Origin of the sequence: Companilactobacillus mishanensis (assembly GCF_003946505.1) — a bacterium.
GTDB classification, from domain to species: domain Bacteria; phylum Bacillota; class Bacilli; order Lactobacillales; family Lactobacillaceae; genus Companilactobacillus; species Companilactobacillus mishanensis.
In genome coordinates, this window is record NZ_RHON01000004.1 from 178,467 (window position 1) to 197,846 (window position 19,380).

The window sequence follows — 19,380 nt, forward strand, 5'->3', positions numbered from 1 at the left end:
TTGCCTACATCATGGGCTCTGTCTGACTTGAAAGCGGTATGAAATTTTTGAATAAATATCTTAATAATGGTAATATTATATGACTGAAATTTAAGAGGTTACTATGACTAATAAATCAGAACTAGAACATTTAGATGAAAAGAAAATTGAACAATCACATCTTGACGATGTAATTGAACTTGTAAAAACAACTGAAGACAGGCTTAAGAGCCATCTTGAAATTGCTGAACGTGATTTGGAAGTCATCAATAACGCTTTCGATGATATTCATGTAGGGATGGACGGGGATGCTATTTCCTTCGATGCTGCCTTGTCGATCCATCAACAACAACAAATGTTGGATGAACGTAATAATAGCTGGCAACAGAATCGTCAACGACTAGATATTTTGAAACGTTTGGAAAAGACTCCATACTTTGCTCGGCTTGATTTCCAAGAAAAAGGTGAGCCAAAACGAGAAACGATTTATATTGGTATGAGTTCACTAACTGACCAAAATGATCATTTCTTGATCTACGACTGGCGTGCTCCAATTTCATCAATTTACTATGATGGAAATTTGGGAGAGGTCCACTATCAATCACCAGATGGCGACCAAGAAGTCGACTTATTCTTGAAACGCCAATTCTTGATCGAAAACGGTAAAATAACTTCTTTCTTTGATACTCAAGAGACAATTGGTGACCAAATGTTGCTTGAAGTTTTGGACGAAAAATCCTCAACTCATATGAAGGGTATCGTCAAAACTATCCAAAAAGAGCAAAACAAGATCATTCGAAATACTGACTCGAAATTGCTCTTCGTTCAAGGGGCTGCTGGATCTGGTAAGACTTCCGCAATCCTGCAACGTATCGCCTATTTACTATATCGTTATCGTGGAAACCTTACTTCTAGCCAAGTTGTAATGTTCTCACCAAATATGCTTTTCAACGACTATATCAAGGACGTTCTGCCCGAAATGGGTGAACAAAATATGGTCCAAATGACGTTTATTCAATATGTAGCACGTCGTTTGCCTAACTTGAGTGTCGAAACATTAGCTGAGAAATTCGAGCATGACGAAAATTCTAATCAAAAACAAGTTTCGAAATTTGTTGCTGACAATGAATTCTTCAAGATTTTGACGAATTATAGTGAGCTATTGAATCAGAGCGGGATAAGTTTCCGTGATTTGAAATTCCAAGGCAAGACCTTTATTTCTAAAGAAAAGATCAGTGAAATTTACTACAGCTTTGGTCAACAATACAATCTTGGCAATCGCTTGGATGCAACTGTTGAACGTTTGATCAAAATGCTACATCGTAAAATTGGTGCAGAAATGCGTTCGAAATGGGTCCAAGAACGTATCGAAAACTTGAGTCAAGAAGAACTACAAGCTCTTTACAACACGGCTGATCAAGAATTCAAGAGTGGTGACAATGAGCGTAAATTCTTAGCTAGAAAAATCGTAACTAAGACTATGCAAAAAGTTTACAATCAAATCAACCATTTGCGTTTTATCAACGTTTCAGCTAACTACTTACATTTCCTTCAAGCAGTTTCAAAAGTCGCTGATTTGTCGAAATATGACATTACAAACGAACAATGGGATAAGTATGTTAATGAATTTATTGAGGATATGAATAATAAGCGTATTTCGATGAATAATATCACTCCATATTTATATCTATATGATTTAATTACTGGTAAACATGGTGAGTTGGATATGAAGTTTGTCTTTATTGACGAAATTCAAGATTACACACCATTCCAGCTAGCTTATTTGAAATTCAAGTTTCCAAGAGCACGCTATACGATGTTGGGTGACTTGAATCAGTCCATCTTCACGAAGAAGAATAGCCAAACACTGCTTTCTGAAGTGCAAAGTTTATTCAATGCGGATGAGACTAAGGTTGTTCAACTGACGCACTCGTATCGTTCGACGAAGCAGATCACTAACTATACGAAGTCTATTTTGACTAATGGCCAAAAAATCGAGCCATTTAATCGTGATGGTGACTTACCAAACGTGATAATGTCTGACAGTATCAAGGGTTCAGTTGCACGTGTAGTTGATCAACTTCAAAAAAATGATGAACAGAATTTCACGACTGCTATCATCACCAAGACTTTGGAAGAAGCTGTCGCTCTGCAAAAGGACTTGCAACAACAAGAAGTTCCTGCAACATTGATCAAATCTGAAAATCAACGTTTAGCTGCTGGTACGATTGTGCTTCCTTCATACTTGGCTAAAGGTTTGGAATTCGATGCTGTTATCGTTTGGGATGCGTCGAAAGATAAATTTGATGAAGATGAACAACAGTTGATCTATACAATTACTTCAAGAGCGATGCACAAGCTGACAATCACTGCTATTGGTGAGTTATCACAGCTGCTACAACGCATTCCTGAAAAATATTATACTGTGGAATAAGCAAAAGTCAGCTCTCAAAATGAGGGCTGACTTTTTTAGTTTTCATTGTCGTGTCGGTCTAAATAGTTTCGCCAATAGGTGCCATCTTGTTGCAGTAGATCATCATTGTAGAAAACGTAATCCCGATGTGGGACGTGAGTTTTGAGTGGTCCGGCTCCATCCAAGAAGTCAGACTGTTTGACTCGTTCAAGATTGGCAAAATAGTTTTGGTACATCTTAACTTGATAATTTCCAGCGACTCCGATAATTAGCAGAATAATTATTGGAATGAAAAATTTAAAGTTATAAATTTCAAAGGTTGAGAGAACAAAGTTTCCAGCAATCAAGTATAGAAATACATAAGGGATAAATTCTGGGCGACATGAGATTGGCGTCATAACGACTAGAACTGGAGCAAATGAAATTCCTGCTAATAGATAGTAAAGATACATCAGTTTATTGTTCTTAAATTGTACAAAAATCGAGAATCCCAAAAATAAAATAAATGATAAACTGGCAATCGTATCTAACTGATTGAAAGTATCTAGGCCACCGCTGAATAGAAACTGCTTTTTTGGTTTAAAAAAGCTTAGGTATATTTTTGAAAATGCAAAGTAGATCATAAATAGTAGACTCATAATTATTTCAATCCATTTGGCATAACTATTTAATTTTCTGCGGATAGATAATAGAATAATAGCGAGACAAATTGAGAAAATGACTAGTAAGTTAAAAGAAAGCAGCCAATAATGTGTGAATGACGAAAGCATTTTCCAAATATCGGTTAATGCGAAGCTAGTACGGCGATAGTTGGAGGTATTGCTGGTGAAGTATGATAGGTTGGTGAACATGATCAGGGCCGACAATACTGCACCTGTTAGATAGCTGATTTGGTAAGCTCGGGGATGTTTGTGTGAATTCAAAATAATGATTATGCCCACAGCGATTTGAAGAATGGTCGTTGTTTCAAGAAATAATCCGCCACTTAATCCGAGAATAAATGCGACTACTGCCAATACTTTTGAGTTGTGATCGGTGCCGAGCTTTTTACAGATGACGAGGTAGGTCAGAATTATTGCTATTGGCGGAACGTAAACGATAAAGGCATTGTTCCAGAGCAGAATATTTTGCTTGAAGCCTTTGGGCAAAGTAAATGCCATGGAAATTGCAATTATTAATGGTATGATAGATTTTTCTCGACGTAACAATTGCCAAATTGCCCAAATTGCTAGTGTCCAAAAGAACGCAAAAAGAAGCATAGCAATGGGTCTACTATGCATCATTAGCATTTCCAAACTGTTAGCTAAATACCGACCGTTGGAACTTCCGCCGTAGATTGAATTAGCGGAGTAGAATGCATGATGTAACAAATACATTCCTTTATCGCCATACCAGAAGTAATCGTCGCCAACTGGTATTAAAAATAATCTAAAAATGGCAAAATAAATAAATACACATAAAAATGTGAATGTTGTAAATATAGAAGATTTTGTAACTTTCATAACTTTCCCCAAATATAAAATTGAATCAATTCAAATATGACATATACATTTGCGGGTAATTATACAATATAAAAATAATAATATTGATTCAATTTAGGAAAATTAGGAGATGAAAAAGTGACCAATTCAGAATACTGGAATAGTGTTATTGAGAAAGCCAAGTCAGAAGGACGTCCATTTTTCAGTTTGGCACCAATGGAGGCTGTAACTGGATCAGTTTTTCGAAGAGTAGTCGCCAAAGCCGCTGCGCCAGACTTGTTTTACACTGAATTCACGAATGCACTGAGCATAACGCATCCAATTGCCAAGAAAACTACCAAAGGCAGATTGTATATCGACCCAGCTGAAAATCCCAAACCTATCATTCAATTATGGGGAAACAATAAGGAGGATTTCGAAAAGGCAGTCGTTGAGGTCAAAAAAGATGGCTATGAAGCAATCGATTTAAACATGGGATGTCCGGATATCGCCGTTATAAAGAACCATAGTGGAAGCGATTTGATACGCCATTTTGACACGGCACAAGAAGTAATCGACGGAGCTAGAAAGACAGATTTACCAGTGACCTTGAAAACCAGAATTGGATACAGTGAAGTTTCGGAATATAAAGAATGGATTCCATTCTTGTTGAAGCAACACGCACCAGTTTTGACTGTACACATGCGTACTCGAGAAGAAATGAGTAAAGTTCCAGCTCACTACGAGTTGATCGATGACATCGTCAAGATGCGTGATGAAATTTCTCCAGAGACCTTGTTACAAATCAACGGGGATATAGCAGACTATCAAGCAGGAATTGAATTGGCAAAAGCCCATCCAGGAGTTGATGGAATAATGATTGGACGCGGAATTTTTACAAATCCATTTGCTTTTGAAAAAGTACCTCAAGAACATTCAAGTGAAGAGTTGCTAGGATTGTTGAGGTATCAACTCGATCTGTATGATGAGTTCGTTGCTAAAGGAATCCCTGGTCATTTTGCACCATTGCAGAGATTCTTTAAAGTTTATGTCAGAGGGATGAAACATGCCGCTGAGATCCGTAATGATTTGATGTCAACAAAGACTACCGATGATGCTCGAGCAGTTATATCTAAGATTGAAGCTGGCGGGTATGAGTAAGAGTTTTAAAATTATATAGTAATGAAAATGGAAGCCGCAAATTATTGCTGCTTCCATTTTTTTTAGGAACTAACTAAGTATTAATTCAGCAGGATTTTGCAAGGGGACACACGAGAGCATATAATTTATTTCAGATATTTGTAATGTTACTTGGGAGAGTTAATTATGTTAACAATTGGTAATTGGATAGTAATCATAATTGTATTTACCATTGATATAGCAATAATATATTATATAAAAAAATTGAAAAATAAATTGTTCCCTCAAAGGAGCAAAAAAGTAAATTATTCAAGTATCAATAACCTTGATAGCAATCTTTGGGTCCCTCTGGATAAAGACGGCGATTATGACACAATTGATTTTGTAATATCAGAGATCAATTATAACGGGAGCAATAAAATTACATTTGATCTTAATGATGCACTAAATATCCAATCAGCTTTACTGGATTTGTTTGGAGAGGAATCATCAATTCATGTTGATTATCAATCGCCAGTTTTATTATATATTGGTGACCTTACTGAAATTCATAGTGTCTTATTGGAGGTAATAGACGATGCAGTATGTGCAGATGTGGGATATTGTAGTTCAGCTGATGAGCTTGTCAAAATGATTGAACAAAAATTTGAATTGAAAGTATATTAGATCGAATAGTTTTTGAAAGTTTGATTTATAAATTTGATGTAAGACTAAAGGATTATTTATTATCTAGTCCGTAGGCAAATTGGGCTGGGGCCGAGCCGTGGCATTGTCCTTAGCTTGCCAAAGGGCAAGGTTAGGACAAAACCGAGTTCCAAGACTTTCGAGAACTGCGAAAGGCTTGGAATCGAGTTCACAGCGACCACGCCCCAGCCCAACTTGCCGGAGGACGGCATCATTACAAATATTTATATAAAAAAATCAAAATATTCAATAATTTTACGTGTTAATTTAATGCTATAATTTTGGAATCAAATTCCAATAATGTAAGAAGTATTTCGTTATTGCAGGGGGTTCTAAGATTGAATATTTTGATCACAGGTGGGGCAGGATACATCGGTTCCAATATTTATTTGGCGTTGTTTAAAAATGGCTTCAATCCGATAATAGTCGATAATTTTTCAGAATCGGCAGAGTCTAGAATCACAGAACTTGAAAAGCTTACCGAGCATGAAGTTTCTTATGCAAATTGCGATATTGCTGACATTGAAGACATGACAGACATTTTGAATGATTGGAAAATCGATGCTGTAGTCCATGCTGCTGGTTTCAAAACAGTCAGTGAATCAGTCAATGAACCTTTGAAATACTATAAAAATAACGTTGCCGGTATCATCAATCTTTTGATTGCAATGAGACATGCCGATGTTAAAAAAATTGTGTTCAGTTCTTCAGCCAGTGTGTACGGAAATCCTAAGGAATTACCCGTCACTGAAGAAGCACCCACAAATCCCGTTAGTCCCTATGGACGTTCAAAATTACAATGCGAAAATATAATTCGTGATACTGTTTCCGCAAATTCAGGATGGAGCGCTATTTCTTTGCGTTACTTCAATCCAATTGGAAAAGATAAATCCGGTCTGCTAGATGACTTTAGTAATGGAAATATTAATAACTTGTATGATGCGCTCAAAGAGGTCTTGAACGGAAATCTTGACCACTTGAATATTTTTGGAAAAGATTACGACACTATCGATGGCACCGCTGTGCGTGATTTTATACATATCACAGATCTTGCCAATGGCCACGTGTCAGCCTTAAATGCTGTACTTAACTCTGAAAATCACTACGATACGTTCAATCTGGGATGTGGTAATGGAGTCAGTATTTTAGAATTGAAGAGTATGTTTGAAGAAAAGTTTCAAAAGAAAATCCCGTTTGAATTTCAACCAAACCGTCCTGGAGATATCGCAGTTAATTATGCTGATATATCAAAGGCTCAACGCATATTGAAATGGTCACCAGAACTACAACTAGACGGATCCAAAATCCAAATTTAAAATTTTGAAAAATTAGTGTTTTCCGATAAAATAGTATGTCAGAAGTATTCACGAAGGGAACGTTAACTAATTTGAATTCTGCTTTAAACATCAACACATTTTTTAGAAATATATTCTTGAAAGTAAATTGGGAGAGTCTAGGTGAAAAGATTCTCTCAACTGTTGCACAATTATTGTTCCTGACAGTAGTTTTATTGCTGATAAATTTGATCGGTAAAAAAGTGATTCGGAGATTATTCAAAAATAATCTACAAATACGCAGAAATCCGGTTCCACAAAATAAGATGGATACTATTTATACCATCGTCTTGAACATATTTAGATATGTCTTACTATTTTTCTGGATCTACGCAATTCTGTCTGCACTTGGAGTTCCAGTTGGAACACTGATTGCCGGAGCTGGAATATTCAGTTTGGCGATCGGACTTGGTGCACAAGGATTCGTTTCCGATATGGTCAATGGATTTTTCATCCTGTTGGAACAACAGATTTCTGTCGGTGATTATATCAATGTTGATGGTATTGAGGGCACAGTCACTTATGTCGGAATTAGAACGACACAGTTGAAATCAGCTGATGGAACGTTGAATTTTATTCCTAATAGAAATATCACCGTCGTCAGCAATAAGTCTCGTAATGATATGAGAGCCTTGGTAGAAATACCGGTGGCGACTGACTCTCCATTTGATGAGATAGAAAAAATTATCTCAGAAGTTACTGCAGATTTAGATTTGAAAAAATTGAAAATCACGCAGAAACCTAAGATATTAGGATTTACAACCTATGATGATGGATCAATGGCTTTGCAGATTATTGCATTCACTAAACATGGCGAGCAGTTTACGTTGGATGATATTCTATTGAAAAAATATTTGTTGGCTTTAAAAGAAGCCGGAATCACATTACCTAGATAAAACAAAAGACCTTCCAGAATTTAAAGTGCCCTACAATTGTTAGACAAAAATTCTAACGATTGTAGGGTATTTTTTTATGACTAAATATGATCCTATCCTCAAAGCTGAGGTAATAAATAATTATCTACAGGGAAACCGTAATTACAACGATTTAGCCGAAAAATATAACTTGCCTGCCAGAGAAATTGGTCGCTGGATAAAAAGGTACGAGTTATCTGGAACAGATTCCCTTGTCAGACGTAAAGGTAAACGTAACTTCACAGCAGAGTTCAAGTTGAGTGTGATAGACTACTATCAAACTCACGATGAGTCTACTACAGAGGTGGCCGCCAAATATGACATCTTAGCGTCCCAGGTAAGTGCTTGGCGAATATCATTCCAACGTGATGGTATTGAATCTCTGCAGCCTCATCAAAAAGGCAGGAAATCTTTGAAGAAGAAAAGTAAGAAGCAAGTAAGCAAATTAGCGAACAAAAATGAAGTCGATCGTTTGCGAGAAGAACTAGCTCAGAAGAATCAGGAACTTTATGACACAAAGTTGGAGCGAGATATTCTAAAAAAATCAATGACCCTGTTCGGACCTTCAAAGGGCGTCAAAAAACAGAAATAGTCGATCAGATCAGGGCTGACCAAGCTGAACTTCCAAAAGTCGAAAGATATAAGATTGGTGACATACTTCGTGTCATTGATTTAAATAAGGCAACTTATCATGATGAGAGGAAACGAATGAAGAATCATAAGGATAAGTATGTCCAACAGAAAAAGGCAATATTGGAGATAGCTAAAGAAGGTACCTTCCGTGGCAGATTAACATATGGTTACCGTAGGATTGGCGATGCATTAGATAAACGAGGAATACATCTATGTGGAGATACCATAAGAAAATTAATGTCAGAGATGGGCATTCAAGTATCGATGTATAACAAGCACATCAATCATCATTACTCCTCATTTAGAGGTAAAGTTGGGAAAGTTTGTATCAATGCATTGAATCAATTATTTGAAGAAACAGAACCTTACATGGTGCTTCATACAGACGTTACACAAGTTAAATTAGCCAGTAATAACTGGGCTTATATTTCAGCAATCACAGACGAAGCTAGTAAAAAAATCTTGGCATTTCAAATAAACGATAGTCCTAACAAAGAACTGATAAAAAACACATTAAGTGAACTCCTCAAAAAACTACCTGATTGGGCAAAACCAATCATTCATTCTGACCAAGGATGGCACTATCAACTAAGTTATTACACTGAAACACTGATAGAAAACAATCTAGTTCAAAGTATGTCTAGAAAAGGAAATTGTCTAGATAACGCACCAATAGAGAGCTTCTTCCACATATACAAGACCGAATGTTTAGTAGGATTTCCACCATGCAAAAATATAGATGAACTGGAAAAGATCTCTCAGGAATACGTGAACTGGTATAACAATGTAAGAATCTCAAGAGAAACAAAAAGCATGTCCCCGGTAAATTACCGAGAACATGCTTTAGCAGCATAAACAATTTAACTTTGTCTAACTTTTGTCTTGCACTTTAATTTTCTGGAGGGTCTTTATTTTAATTAAAACCAAATTGGTAACAAGAAAGCAGCAGCCACAACGGAATCATACTTAGTCGCATCATTTTTCAATTGATTGTGTAGCAGTACCAATGCTTTAGGAAAATTCTCCTTGTTAGCCAAGTACACCAAAGCTATTTTCTTACATAACTTGGTCGATTCTAACTCCACATCTTGATTTTTTTCTAAATCAGCGGCACTCTTCAACAACATATCACGCAAGTCTTGTCGTTGCTTAACATCTTCATCTGAGTAAGCCGTACTGATTTCATCAAGCATTTCCTTAACACGAGTATCTCGTGATTTTTTCATCGTATCATCTTCTAATGACGAATTATCCTAGTACCGTCAAAACTACCATGTTCAATCGTTTTGATAAACTGATCAGCTTATCATAAGTTGGATCAACAGATGCTTCTTTGATTTTTGTCTTCAACTGACGTTGTTCAAATGGAGTAAAGAAGATTTTTAAATCGTGGTTCCCATATAAAGTTGCTAACAACGCAAAAGTCTCAGGTGAAATTTTTGGAGCGTTGAGGATTTCATTTCTAACATCTTTAACGAGATCCTTTTTGACTTGATAATCAGGGATGTAGTTGTTTGTCTTTGTGATAACGCCAGTTACAGCTTTAGTTACGTCAACTTTATCGACTAAAGAATCGCCAATTTCGTTGTAAATTTGTTTAGTGATTCGTTCCTTGGTAGCCATGGCACGCAAAACGTGAGTGACACTTTTACCTTGATTCTTGTTGATGATTTGGAAGAATTCATTCAAATAAGTTTTGTCATCTGGCAAAAGTTTATTTATGATAACACTATTATCAGTTAGGTCGATGATGTCGTTCAAAGCTAAGTCGAAAAACGAACTTTCAGCTAAGAATGCACGGCGGCGGGTGTTTTTGAAGATGCGAACACTACCTTTTTCGTTACATGATAATATGAAATATTTTTGAGGGATATTTAATTCCATAAGTGCTCCTTTTAATTGGAAACTAATGCATTTTGTTTTACTAGCGTTTCCTGGATTTTAGGAACTATTTCTTGCTCCAATAAATCGTAACCACGTTTGGTAAAATGTACACCATCTGGACGAATTAGTGAATCAACTTTTGGATCTTCGGTCATTTTGTGCAAAAGATCGACATAAGGAACTTGGAGTTGCTTGCTTAGGTGCTCAGTGACTAATTCAAATTGCAATTGTCGAGTCCATGGACGGTCAGGATTGACGCGCCAATTTGTGTATGGTGGTGAGACCAAAACCGATTTGTTATAACCGATTTCTTCTATAATGTTGGATAGGTTTGATGCAAATTTTCCAGGTTTCATCTCATCGGCAGTGGAAATATCGTTAGCTCCAAATCCAATGACACAAACGTCTGGCTTGAGTTTTACACAGTGATTCAAAACAGAAACAGCATTAGTTGTTTTATATCCTGGAACAGAAATATTTATAATCTTATCGTCAGGAAATGCCTTTTTAATGCGGTTTGTTAGCTCACCGCTAATCATTCCATCATGATATCCAGCCATGATAGAATCACCAAATAATACTATTCTTTTCATTTAATATAAGTTCCTCTATAAAAATGTTCTATACTATATTAAGAATACCAGAAAAAAGGGAAAAGTTAATTAACAATCATCAATAAGTAGGTTAAAAATATGCAAGATTTGTCAAATTATTATCAATTTTCGCGAGCAGAGTGGCAGAACTTTCACGGGGAGAATCATAATCAGGCAATAACCGATGCAGAACTGCGTAAGATAAAATCGCTCGACGATGAAATATCGACCGATGACGTTAAAGTAATTTATGGCCCTATTCGCCATTTGCTTCATGTCTATTTGAAGAATTATCGTAAATTGGTCAAATTAAAGAATGAATTTATGGGTAAGAAGAATCAGAAGGTACCCTTTATTATTGGTGTCTCCGGATCCGTTGCGGTCGGAAAAAGTACGACTGCGCGTCTTCTCAAGATAATGTTGGAGCGTGCCTATCCACAATATGTGGTGGGACAAATGACGACCGATGGTTTCCTTTATCCTAGTGAAGTGTTGAAAGAAAAAGGCATCATGGACAAGAAGGGTTTTCCAGAGTCATACGATATGGAGAAACTTCTCAAGTTTTTGACAGATGTGAAAACTGAATCAGGAGTCGTCCGCTATCCACTTTATTCTCACAATATTTATGATATTATTCCTGATAAATATGAAGAAGTTGATAATCCCGATATTCTTATCGTTGAAGGTATCAATGTATTACAACTCCAGAAGGATTCCAATATTTATATGAGTGATTTTTTCGATTTCAGCATTTATATCGATGCTGAAGTTGAAGATATTGAGAAGTGGTTCTTGGATCGCTTCGACAAGCTACTAGAAATGGCCAAGGACGACGAGAACAGTTACTACCACCAATTTACCCAGTGGCCAGTTGAGAAAGCTAACAAGATGGCTAGAGACGTCTGGGATGAAATTAACTATCCTAACCTGAAAGATTACATCGAGCCAACCAGAACTCGAGCAAATTTAATTTTGCACAAGTCGACTGAACACCAAATTGATAAAGTACTTTTACGTAAATATTAGAAAGTCAGTCGTTTAAGGTTGTACAGCGCCGATATTTTCATATACAATATATAAAATAAATAAAAAGGGAGATCGTGATTTGAGCAAACAGTGGCCAAAAGCTGACGGCATAGTCGTTATCGATTATGGTAGCCAGTATAATCAATTGATTACACGTCGTATTAGAGATTTCGGAATTTACTCTGAATTGATGCCTAATACTATAACTGCAGCAGAAATTAAAGAGATCAATCCTAAAGGTATTATTTTGTCAGGTGGACCAAACTCCGTTTATGACAAGGATGCCTTTACCATCGATCAAGAGATCTACAAGTTAGGCATACCTATCTTAGGTATTTGTTATGGGATGCAACTTATGTCATACAATCTCGGTGGAAAAGTTGAATCTGCCGACAACCGTGAATATGGAAAAGCTGATATCGAAGTTACCGATGACTCAGCCGTTCTGTTCAATGGTCTACCTAAAGAACAATTTGTTTGGATGAGTCACGGTGACCTTGTTCGTGAAGCACCAGAAGGCTTCAAAGTTGTTGCTACAAGTAAGAATGCACCAATTTCATCAATCGCTAATGACGAAAAGAAAATGTACGGAATTCAGTTCCATGCTGAAGTCCGTAACACAGAATTCGGATTAGATATTTTGAAGAAATTTGCTTTCGACGTTTGTGGTGCAGAAGCAAACTGGTCAATGGATGATTTCATCGACCAACAAATTGAAAAAATTCGTGAAGAAGTCGGCGACAAGAAAGTTCTATTAGGACTTTCAGGTGGTGTTGATTCTTCAGTCGTTGGCGTTTTGTTGCATAAAGCAATCGGTACACAACTAACAAGTATTTTCGTTGACCACGGCTTGTTACGTAAGAACGAGGCCGACCAAGTAATGGAAAGTTTGAAAGGTAAATTTGGACTTAACATTATTAAAGTCGACGCACAAAAACGTTTCTTAGATAAACTGGAAGGCGTTACAGATCCAGAAAAGAAACGTAAAATCATCGGTAATGAATTTATCCAAGTGTTCAATGATGAAGCATCCAAGTTAGATGGAATCGACTTTTTGGCACAAGGAACACTTTATACAGACGTTATCGAAAGTGGTACAAGTACCGCACAAACAATCAAATCACATCATAATGTAGGTGGATTGCCCGAAGACATGCATTTCAAGTTGATCGAGCCACTACGTACATTGTTCAAGGATGAAACACGAGAATTAGGCGAAAAATTAGGCATTCCACATGACCTAGTTTGGAGACAACCATTCCCAGGTCCAGGACTTGGAATTCGTGTAATCGGAGAAGTCACACAAGATAAGTTGGAAATCGTTAGAGATAGCGATTGGATCCTACGTGACGAAATTAAAAAAGCCGGCCTAGAAGAAGAAGTATGGCAATACTTTACAGTGTTACCAGGAATTCGTTCAGTCGGAGTAATGGGTGATGGCCGTACATATGACTATACAGTCGGAATCCGTGCCGTAACTTCTATCGATGGAATGACCGCAGACTTTGCTAAGATACCTTGGGATGTATTGCAAAAGATATCCGTAAGAATCGTAAACGAAGTCGATCATGTTAATCGCATAGTGTATGACATTACAAGTAAGCCACCAGCAACTATTGAGTGGGAATAAGTATTATAAATTATTTGAAAGAAATATGCCTGTAATAAAGGGTTTCTGAAAACATAAGTTGTTTTAAAATGATTTGAAATTACTTGGTTTTCTGCCAAAGTTCTGCCAATATGAGACATATTCAAAACAAAAGCTGTGACTAAATTTAGCCACAGCTTTTTATTTATCCAAATTTTTAGCATTAATCAGAGTTAAGATGGAATCACTAATCTTATGACGATCATTATCGTTCAGAGAAATAATATAGTTGAATAATTGGGTTGTAGATGAGTCGAAAGATGTATTGGAGAAAATGTCAGACAATGATAATCCCAGAGCAGTTGCTATTGAGGATAGTTTTTCTAAGCTGAGTGAAGATATCACATTGCGTTCAACTCTTGAAACAAGAGAAACAGAAACATTTGCTTTCTCAGCGAGTTGTTCGATTGTTAAATTCAGATTTTGTCTTCTTCCGCGCAGAATATTCCCGAAATTTGAGTTTTCCAAAATTGTTACCACCCTTTACATAGCAGTTTGTACTAAAGAAGGCAGAGACAAAACAGCTGAAAATACTCTTTATTATTGAAAAAGGGTTGGAAAGACATATTTATGGTATTATTTTATTTGTAATCATAAAATAAGGTATTTTATGACACTATTTTGATTCATGGGGGGAATAGTCAGATGAAAAAACATAAGATTTGGGGAATTATCATAACTATTGCAATATTTATATTTATTACTTCAGGATGTGGTATTGGAGGACTAAGCGGCAAAAAAGATATTTCGTTTTCAGATATTGTGAATAGCAAACAACCAACTGCGATGATTGACACATACAAAGCTAATTATAATTCGAGTTCTTCCTCGATTGATCCAACTCAAGAAGTTAATGGGATTATGGTTTTTCAAAAAGGGACAGTCAAATTCTACGGCTTTGGGTCAAACAGACCAGAACTGAAAGATTTGGATAATAAGTCGAATGAAGAACTCATTAATTATGCAAAAACTGAATCTAAGAAACGTTTTAACAGTGAAAAAGCATTAGAGATAAAAACCGAAAAAATGTACACTAAGCGAAAAAGATATATTCAGAGGTATGAAGGTAAACATTATACAGAACCTATCGCTCAAAAAGTTACTATATATGCACACAAAGGTGGTAATACCAATACTTTGGATTCTGAATCTTTTACTGTTAATGAACCTTGGGTGGATACAGCTTCAAATAAATTCCCAAGCCAGTACATATTCAAAACAGCGGTAAGTAATATTAAGAGCCCTAACAATAAATATGGTGGATTCGCAACATATTCAAGCCAATTACTTTTTAAGTATGATAAAAATAAAGAAAAAACATTCCATTTTGATAACCCGAAAACAAAAGGGATTAAAGTTAGTTCAAATTGGGATTAATAACAACACTGGGATAATTCCTGGTGCTTTTTTTATTGCTTAAGAAAATCTTAATAATTTTTTTTAATTCCTTATAACGGAACATTTTTATTTTTTGACTTAATGCATGTTGATGACAACGATATTCAATGCTAGTTTGATATCAGCTTCGATCGAAGTCAGAAAAATATTTGAGGTGAAGTATATGCTAAAGAATTATTTAGAAATAAATCAAAAAGCTAAAAATTTAATTGAAACATCTCCGATGATTGTAACCCAAACTAGAGATGCGTTTGAATATCAAGACGGACAAAGAACAGAGAAAACGACTGGTATCAATGTGAGTGGTGTAATCATTGAAGGAGACATATCAGGCGAAGAAATAAAGATTAAATGCCCATCTACTACAAAAGCTAAAGTTGGTTCAAAAGTACTGGTAAAAATTGAAAATTCAAGAGTATACGCGAAAACTCAGCGTAATAGCAACTTTGCCAATGTTGAAGTATCTTTGACTGGATCAATTAAAAACGTCAACTCAATTATCGAAAAGAAGGATTAGTATGGATATTATTAATGTCGCTTTTAAAATATATTTAATAATGATTTTAACGGTAATACTTATTCCGATTCTTGGAATACTTTTTGATAGTTTTTTTCGGAAAGTAAATAAAAAAACGTTTGTTAGAATTAATAATCTGGATCAACAGGAAACTGTCCTGAATCAAAAACAAAAGGACGTTGATAGTAAAGCCAAGAATTTACAAGTTGAGCAAAAACATTTTGATAAAAAGGTGAAGAATTTTGAAGTAGAAAAGGCAAATTTTGAGATTATTTCACGGCAACAAAATGAGAAATATGACAAATTAATCAAGAACTGGTCGCAATCAGTTCAACCTGTAATGATTAATGCCCAACAGGATGTTTTGAAAAGGGTAACTTCTGATATCAGTTTTGCAACATCACCATTTCTTAAAGAATTGAAATCCTATAAAGGATACCTGTCAAAGAATGTCGATTTTCGGGTTCCTCCAATCGTTGTTGATGAAATTCGACACTTGATATTTGAGAACTTTAAATCCAGTAATTCATTTAAGTACGTAAATGAATCATTTAATAACTCAGTTGGCATTGGATATAATCCTGTCTTAACTGCTTGGGAATTGTATCGATTATACGGTGACGATATTGTCGAATGAAAAATGAAACGCTTGTAATTAGTGAACGATCACGAAGACAAGAACTGCAACAAAATAAACAACATTGCGAACCCAGTTCAAGATGTTGTTTATTTTTTCAAAGTTCATTGTCCCAAGTGAGCTAGTGCCAAATCTTTGATTTTCACTAATTACATTCGAGTTTGGGCTTGTTCAAACTCGCAATGAAATGTGTCAAAAAGCGTGAAAAACTGTGATATATGGGGTATATATTATCATAGGAAAATGTGCTATGAGTCAGAAATGGAGAAAACATTGAATAGCACTGGAAAAAGAACAAGATCGATGATGTACGTACAACAAATGTCAAAATTGCCATTTGATTTAAAAGATATTGATAGAAGGTTAAATAATTTAAACTGTGAGAAATGGGCTTATATTGTTCACAATCGTGATACCAATAAAATTGGGAAACCCATTACTGAACACTTGCATTTGATGATGTCGTTTGAGAACGGACGACATATCGCTGCAGTTTCAAAAAAATTAAGCGATAGGATGAATACCATTCAAGATATGACCAAGCGTTCAAATACGAAGAATGGAACCGAGAATGGGTTTGCTTACTTGGTACATGCTACAAAAGGCGCTGTCAACAAATATCAATATGACGTAAACGAAGTGGTTTCAAATTTTGATTATAAAAAATTTATTGAGAAATACATTCTTACTAGTAAAAGAATAGAATCCGAAACTACAAATGAAACTGATGAAATTAATCGTATTCTTGATTTATTGGGAGCAGGTGTTATTAACACCAAGATTGCAAGAGAGAAAATGCTTTCACTTGGCGGACATGTCCTTGCACGTAATGCTGATAAAATTGATACAACTGCACTTGCTACTCTTGAAGTTAAGTATTCAGAATGGGTGGAGGAACATGATAAATCTACACGTAAAGGAATTCCGGTTATATGGATTTATGGAACATCTGGTACTGGAAAAACTAGGTTTGCTAGAACCTTTGCTAGCAGGGAGACTACATTTGTAACGGGTGGTTCAAATGATCCCTTTCAAGGATATTTCGGACAATCAAATATTGTTCTAGATGAACTTCGGCCAGGCACATTAAAATTTGAAGACTTGCTAAGAATTATTGATCCATTTTCAACAGATTCAATGACAATTGCTAGGTATAAGAATCGTCATTTAATTCCAGATGATTTCCTGATTACATCTCCGTATAATCCAAGGCAATTTTTTGAAAAGAGTGTTTCTGAAATTAGCATCGATCAATTTGAACAACTGATTAGAAGAATCTCAAATGTATTATATTTCGATAAAAAATATATTTATGAAATTGATAAGTATTCGAATGATTTTGATGATCCTATCATATTATCTCAAGTAACTAATAAATTTTATGTCAGTCATTATGAAAATCCTCAATTGAAGTTGAAAGCTATTCTGGAGGGAAATGATGAGACAGTTAATTGATAAGAGTTATCTGATTAATATAGGCTTTAGGGAACATCAAGCGATTATGATTATTAGATTATCTAAAAAATATATGGTTTCTCAAGGATTTACGTTTTACAATAATAGTCGTTTGGGGTGTGTTCCCAAAATTGCGGTAGAACATATTACAGGTTTATCTCTTCAAGGAGATGAATCAATTGAAAACTAAATATAGAGGTGTGTACAAAGATTCAAATGGCAAATTCTTTTACCAAGTATATCTAGGTATGAATGAAAATGGAAAGAAATTACAGATTAAGAGTCGTAAGGATCAGGCAGGTAATTATTTTCATTCAGCAAAAGAAGCAAATCTAGAGCTTATTCGAGTTCAAAGAGACTTTCAACTTAACAGTCCAAAATATACAAATAAGATATCATACACAGAATTCGTTAAAAAAAAGTACTTGCCGGCCTATAAAATTAACGTCGAGAACAGTACCTACTTGATGAAAAGTAATGCATTTAAAATTATTTTGAACAGATTTAAATTGTTTGAGTTGACGCAGATTTCAGTCCGTGATGCAGAAAGTTTTCGACTTTGGTTGTTGGAGGACGCTGGTTATTCTCGTGATTACGCTGCACTTGTATACGGAGCATTCAGAAAATCACTTAATTATGCGGTCAAACTTGGATATCTTACAAAGAATGAGTCAATGAAAACTGAAGCTATTTCAAAAAGCAAAGCACATGTTAAATATTGGACAAAGAAACAGTTTGAAAATGTTATAACCAATATTTACATCGATGATTATTTTGAAAACATGTGTTTCGTAATTTTGTGGACGTATTATATGACCGGTATTAGGGTTAGTGAAGGACTGGCGTTGAGATGGAGTGATATTGATTTTTCAAACAAAAAAATGGATATCAGTCATTCCTTGCGAAGAAAATCAAAAGGTGATTTTGATATAATACCGTATACTAAGACTGCTAGTGGTATTCGCAAAATTTCATTAGACGGAGATACCTTACGGATCCTGTCAAATTGGAAAAAAAGGCAGCAAGCTCATGGATTAAATCAATTCATTTTCAGTGTTACAGATAGACCAATTTATCGATCAACTGTATTAAGAATAATTCAGAGATATGCAAAACTAGCAGGTGTTCCACTAATCCAAGCAAAGGGATTGCGACATTCTCACGTGAGTTATTTAATAAACGAATTTAATGCTGATGTACTTGTTGTATCAAAAAGATTAGGCCATTCTAGTCCAGAAATTACATTGAAGTATTATGCTCACCTTTGGGGTGTTAATGACGAAAATATAGCAAAACAATTAACTGGGAACATTAATATTCAATTCTCAAGTACAAAAAAGATTAAATTCAATGGAAACCAGTCAATGAATTTGTCTGCCAAAATTCTGCCAAAGTAAATAATTGTTTGTTTCAAACTGCTTTAGTACAATATATTCAAGAGTTATCTCACTATTGAGTGGGAATAAAAATTTTAACTGATTTGAGCCACATCAATTATTGATGTGGCTTTTTTGGATAAAAATTTACATAAAAATGAAATTATTTACAATAAATTTACTGAATTTACACATTAAATTGATATTCTGAAAAAATACCTTTTGAGTGAATAAATTTTGAAATGTAGTAGGGGATCAATTGGTACGAGGTTTAGTAATTGAACTATTA

The 19,380-nt window shown here is 35.3% G+C and carries 20 protein-coding genes; 15 read left to right on the plus strand and 5 right to left on the minus strand.

Translation table 11 applies throughout. From position 1 onward, the window contains the following. Nucleotides 1-103 precede the first annotated feature (103 nt). A complete protein-coding gene (gene helD, locus EKM63_RS06255) occupies nt 104-2,413 on the plus strand; it encodes an RNA polymerase recycling motor HelD (protein ID WP_125704818.1) in 2,310 nt (769 codons plus the stop codon). Nucleotides 2,414-2,448: 35 nt separating this feature from the next. Here helD and EKM63_RS06260 read toward each other — a convergent pair whose 3' ends face one another. After that, nucleotides 2,449-3,894, minus strand: a complete 1,446-nt coding sequence (locus EKM63_RS06260) for a hypothetical protein (RefSeq protein WP_125704820.1) — start codon at nt 3,892-3,894, stop codon at nt 2,449-2,451. A 117-nt stretch (nt 3,895-4,011) separates the two neighbouring features. On the opposite strand from EKM63_RS06260, the gene EKM63_RS06265 reads away from it, so the two are divergent. The 6 genes from EKM63_RS06265 to EKM63_RS06290 all read left to right on the plus strand — a co-directional run bounded on the left by EKM63_RS06265 (nt 4,012) and on the right by EKM63_RS06290 (nt 9,412). Then, nucleotides 4,012-5,013: a tRNA dihydrouridine synthase gene (locus EKM63_RS06265; RefSeq protein ID WP_125704822.1), complete on the plus strand. Its 1,002-nt coding sequence runs from the start codon at nt 4,012-4,014 to the stop codon at nt 5,011-5,013. Between the two features lie 165 nt (nt 5,014-5,178). Next, nucleotides 5,179-5,658, plus strand: coding sequence for a hypothetical protein (locus EKM63_RS06270; RefSeq protein ID WP_125704824.1), 480 nt, complete (start codon nt 5,179-5,181; stop codon nt 5,656-5,658). 356 nt (nt 5,659-6,014) lie between these two features. Continuing rightward, complete coding sequence (gene galE / locus EKM63_RS06275; protein ID WP_164504917.1) at nt 6,015-6,992, plus strand: UDP-glucose 4-epimerase GalE; 978 nt, start codon at nt 6,015-6,017, stop codon at nt 6,990-6,992. Between the two features lie 35 nt (nt 6,993-7,027). After that, nucleotides 7,028-7,906, plus strand: coding sequence for a mechanosensitive ion channel family protein (locus EKM63_RS06280; RefSeq protein ID WP_125704828.1), 879 nt, complete (start codon nt 7,028-7,030; stop codon nt 7,904-7,906). 76 nt (nt 7,907-7,982) lie between these two features. Next, nucleotides 7,983-8,516 (plus strand): helix-turn-helix domain-containing protein, encoded by a 534-nt coding sequence (locus EKM63_RS06285; protein WP_125704829.1) that lies wholly within the window; start codon nt 7,983-7,985, stop codon nt 8,514-8,516. Between the two features lie 8 nt (nt 8,517-8,524). Further along, nucleotides 8,525-9,412, plus strand: coding sequence for an IS3 family transposase (locus tag EKM63_RS06290; protein WP_263852857.1), 888 nt, complete (start codon nt 8,525-8,527; stop codon nt 9,410-9,412). Nucleotides 9,413-9,474: 62 nt separating this feature from the next. On the opposite strand, the gene EKM63_RS06295 is transcribed toward EKM63_RS06290, so the two are convergent. Genes EKM63_RS06295 through EKM63_RS06305 form a run of 3 tightly spaced genes read right to left on the minus strand, consistent with a single transcriptional unit; the run spans nt 9,475 to nt 11,034 of the window. Beyond that, on the minus strand, nt 9,475-9,783 hold the full coding sequence (locus EKM63_RS06295; protein WP_125704833.1) for a bacteriocin immunity protein: 309 nt from the start codon (nt 9,781-9,783) through the stop codon (nt 9,475-9,477). Nucleotides 9,784-9,805: 22 nt separating this feature from the next. Then, nucleotides 9,806-10,441 (minus strand): GPP34 family phosphoprotein, encoded by a 636-nt coding sequence (locus tag EKM63_RS06300; RefSeq protein WP_125704835.1) that lies wholly within the window; start codon nt 10,439-10,441, stop codon nt 9,806-9,808. 11 nt (nt 10,442-10,452) lie between these two features. Then, entirely contained in the window at nt 10,453-11,034 is a 582-nt protein-coding gene (locus EKM63_RS06305; RefSeq protein WP_125704837.1) for an SGNH/GDSL hydrolase family protein, read from the minus strand. Nucleotides 11,035-11,133: 99 nt separating this feature from the next. Here EKM63_RS06305 and coaA point away from each other — a divergent pair, with 99 nt between their 5' ends. Then, entirely contained in the window at nt 11,134-12,060 is a 927-nt protein-coding gene (gene coaA, locus EKM63_RS06310; RefSeq protein ID WP_125704839.1) for a type I pantothenate kinase, read from the plus strand. 79 nt (nt 12,061-12,139) lie between these two features. Next, entirely contained in the window at nt 12,140-13,690 is a 1,551-nt protein-coding gene (gene guaA / locus EKM63_RS06315; RefSeq protein WP_125704841.1) for a glutamine-hydrolyzing GMP synthase, read from the plus strand. A 159-nt stretch (nt 13,691-13,849) separates the two neighbouring features. Here the strand turns inward: guaA and EKM63_RS06320 are convergent, their stop codons facing one another. After that, nucleotides 13,850-14,176, minus strand: a complete 327-nt coding sequence (locus EKM63_RS06320; RefSeq protein ID WP_153494194.1) for a helix-turn-helix domain-containing protein — start codon at nt 14,174-14,176, stop codon at nt 13,850-13,852. A 177-nt stretch (nt 14,177-14,353) separates the two neighbouring features. Between EKM63_RS06320 and EKM63_RS06325 the strand changes: the two genes are divergently transcribed. The 6 genes from EKM63_RS06325 to EKM63_RS06350 all read left to right on the plus strand — a co-directional run bounded on the left by EKM63_RS06325 (nt 14,354) and on the right by EKM63_RS06350 (nt 19,112). After that, a complete protein-coding gene (locus EKM63_RS06325; protein WP_125704844.1) occupies nt 14,354-15,085 on the plus strand; it encodes a hypothetical protein in 732 nt (243 codons plus the stop codon). Nucleotides 15,086-15,269: 184 nt separating this feature from the next. Beyond that, nucleotides 15,270-15,623 (plus strand): hypothetical protein, encoded by a 354-nt coding sequence (locus EKM63_RS06330; RefSeq protein WP_125704846.1) that lies wholly within the window; start codon nt 15,270-15,272, stop codon nt 15,621-15,623. Nucleotide 15,624: 1 nt separating this feature from the next. After that, nucleotides 15,625-16,260 (plus strand): hypothetical protein, encoded by a 636-nt coding sequence (locus tag EKM63_RS06335; protein WP_125704848.1) that lies wholly within the window; start codon nt 15,625-15,627, stop codon nt 16,258-16,260. A gap of 261 nt (nt 16,261-16,521) precedes the next feature. Next, nucleotides 16,522-17,715, plus strand: coding sequence for a Rep family protein (locus tag EKM63_RS06340; RefSeq protein ID WP_164504918.1), 1,194 nt, complete (start codon nt 16,522-16,524; stop codon nt 17,713-17,715). After that, nucleotides 17,699-17,905, plus strand: a complete 207-nt coding sequence (locus EKM63_RS06345) for a DUF3173 family protein (protein ID WP_125704852.1) — start codon at nt 17,699-17,701, stop codon at nt 17,903-17,905. Before EKM63_RS06340 ends, EKM63_RS06345 begins: the two co-directional genes overlap by 17 nt. Next, on the plus strand, nt 17,895-19,112 hold the full coding sequence (locus tag EKM63_RS06350) for a tyrosine-type recombinase/integrase (RefSeq protein WP_225418267.1): 1,218 nt from the start codon (nt 17,895-17,897) through the stop codon (nt 19,110-19,112). The genes EKM63_RS06345 and EKM63_RS06350 overlap by 11 nt, the downstream gene beginning before the upstream one ends. Nucleotides 19,113-19,380 lie beyond the last annotated feature (268 nt).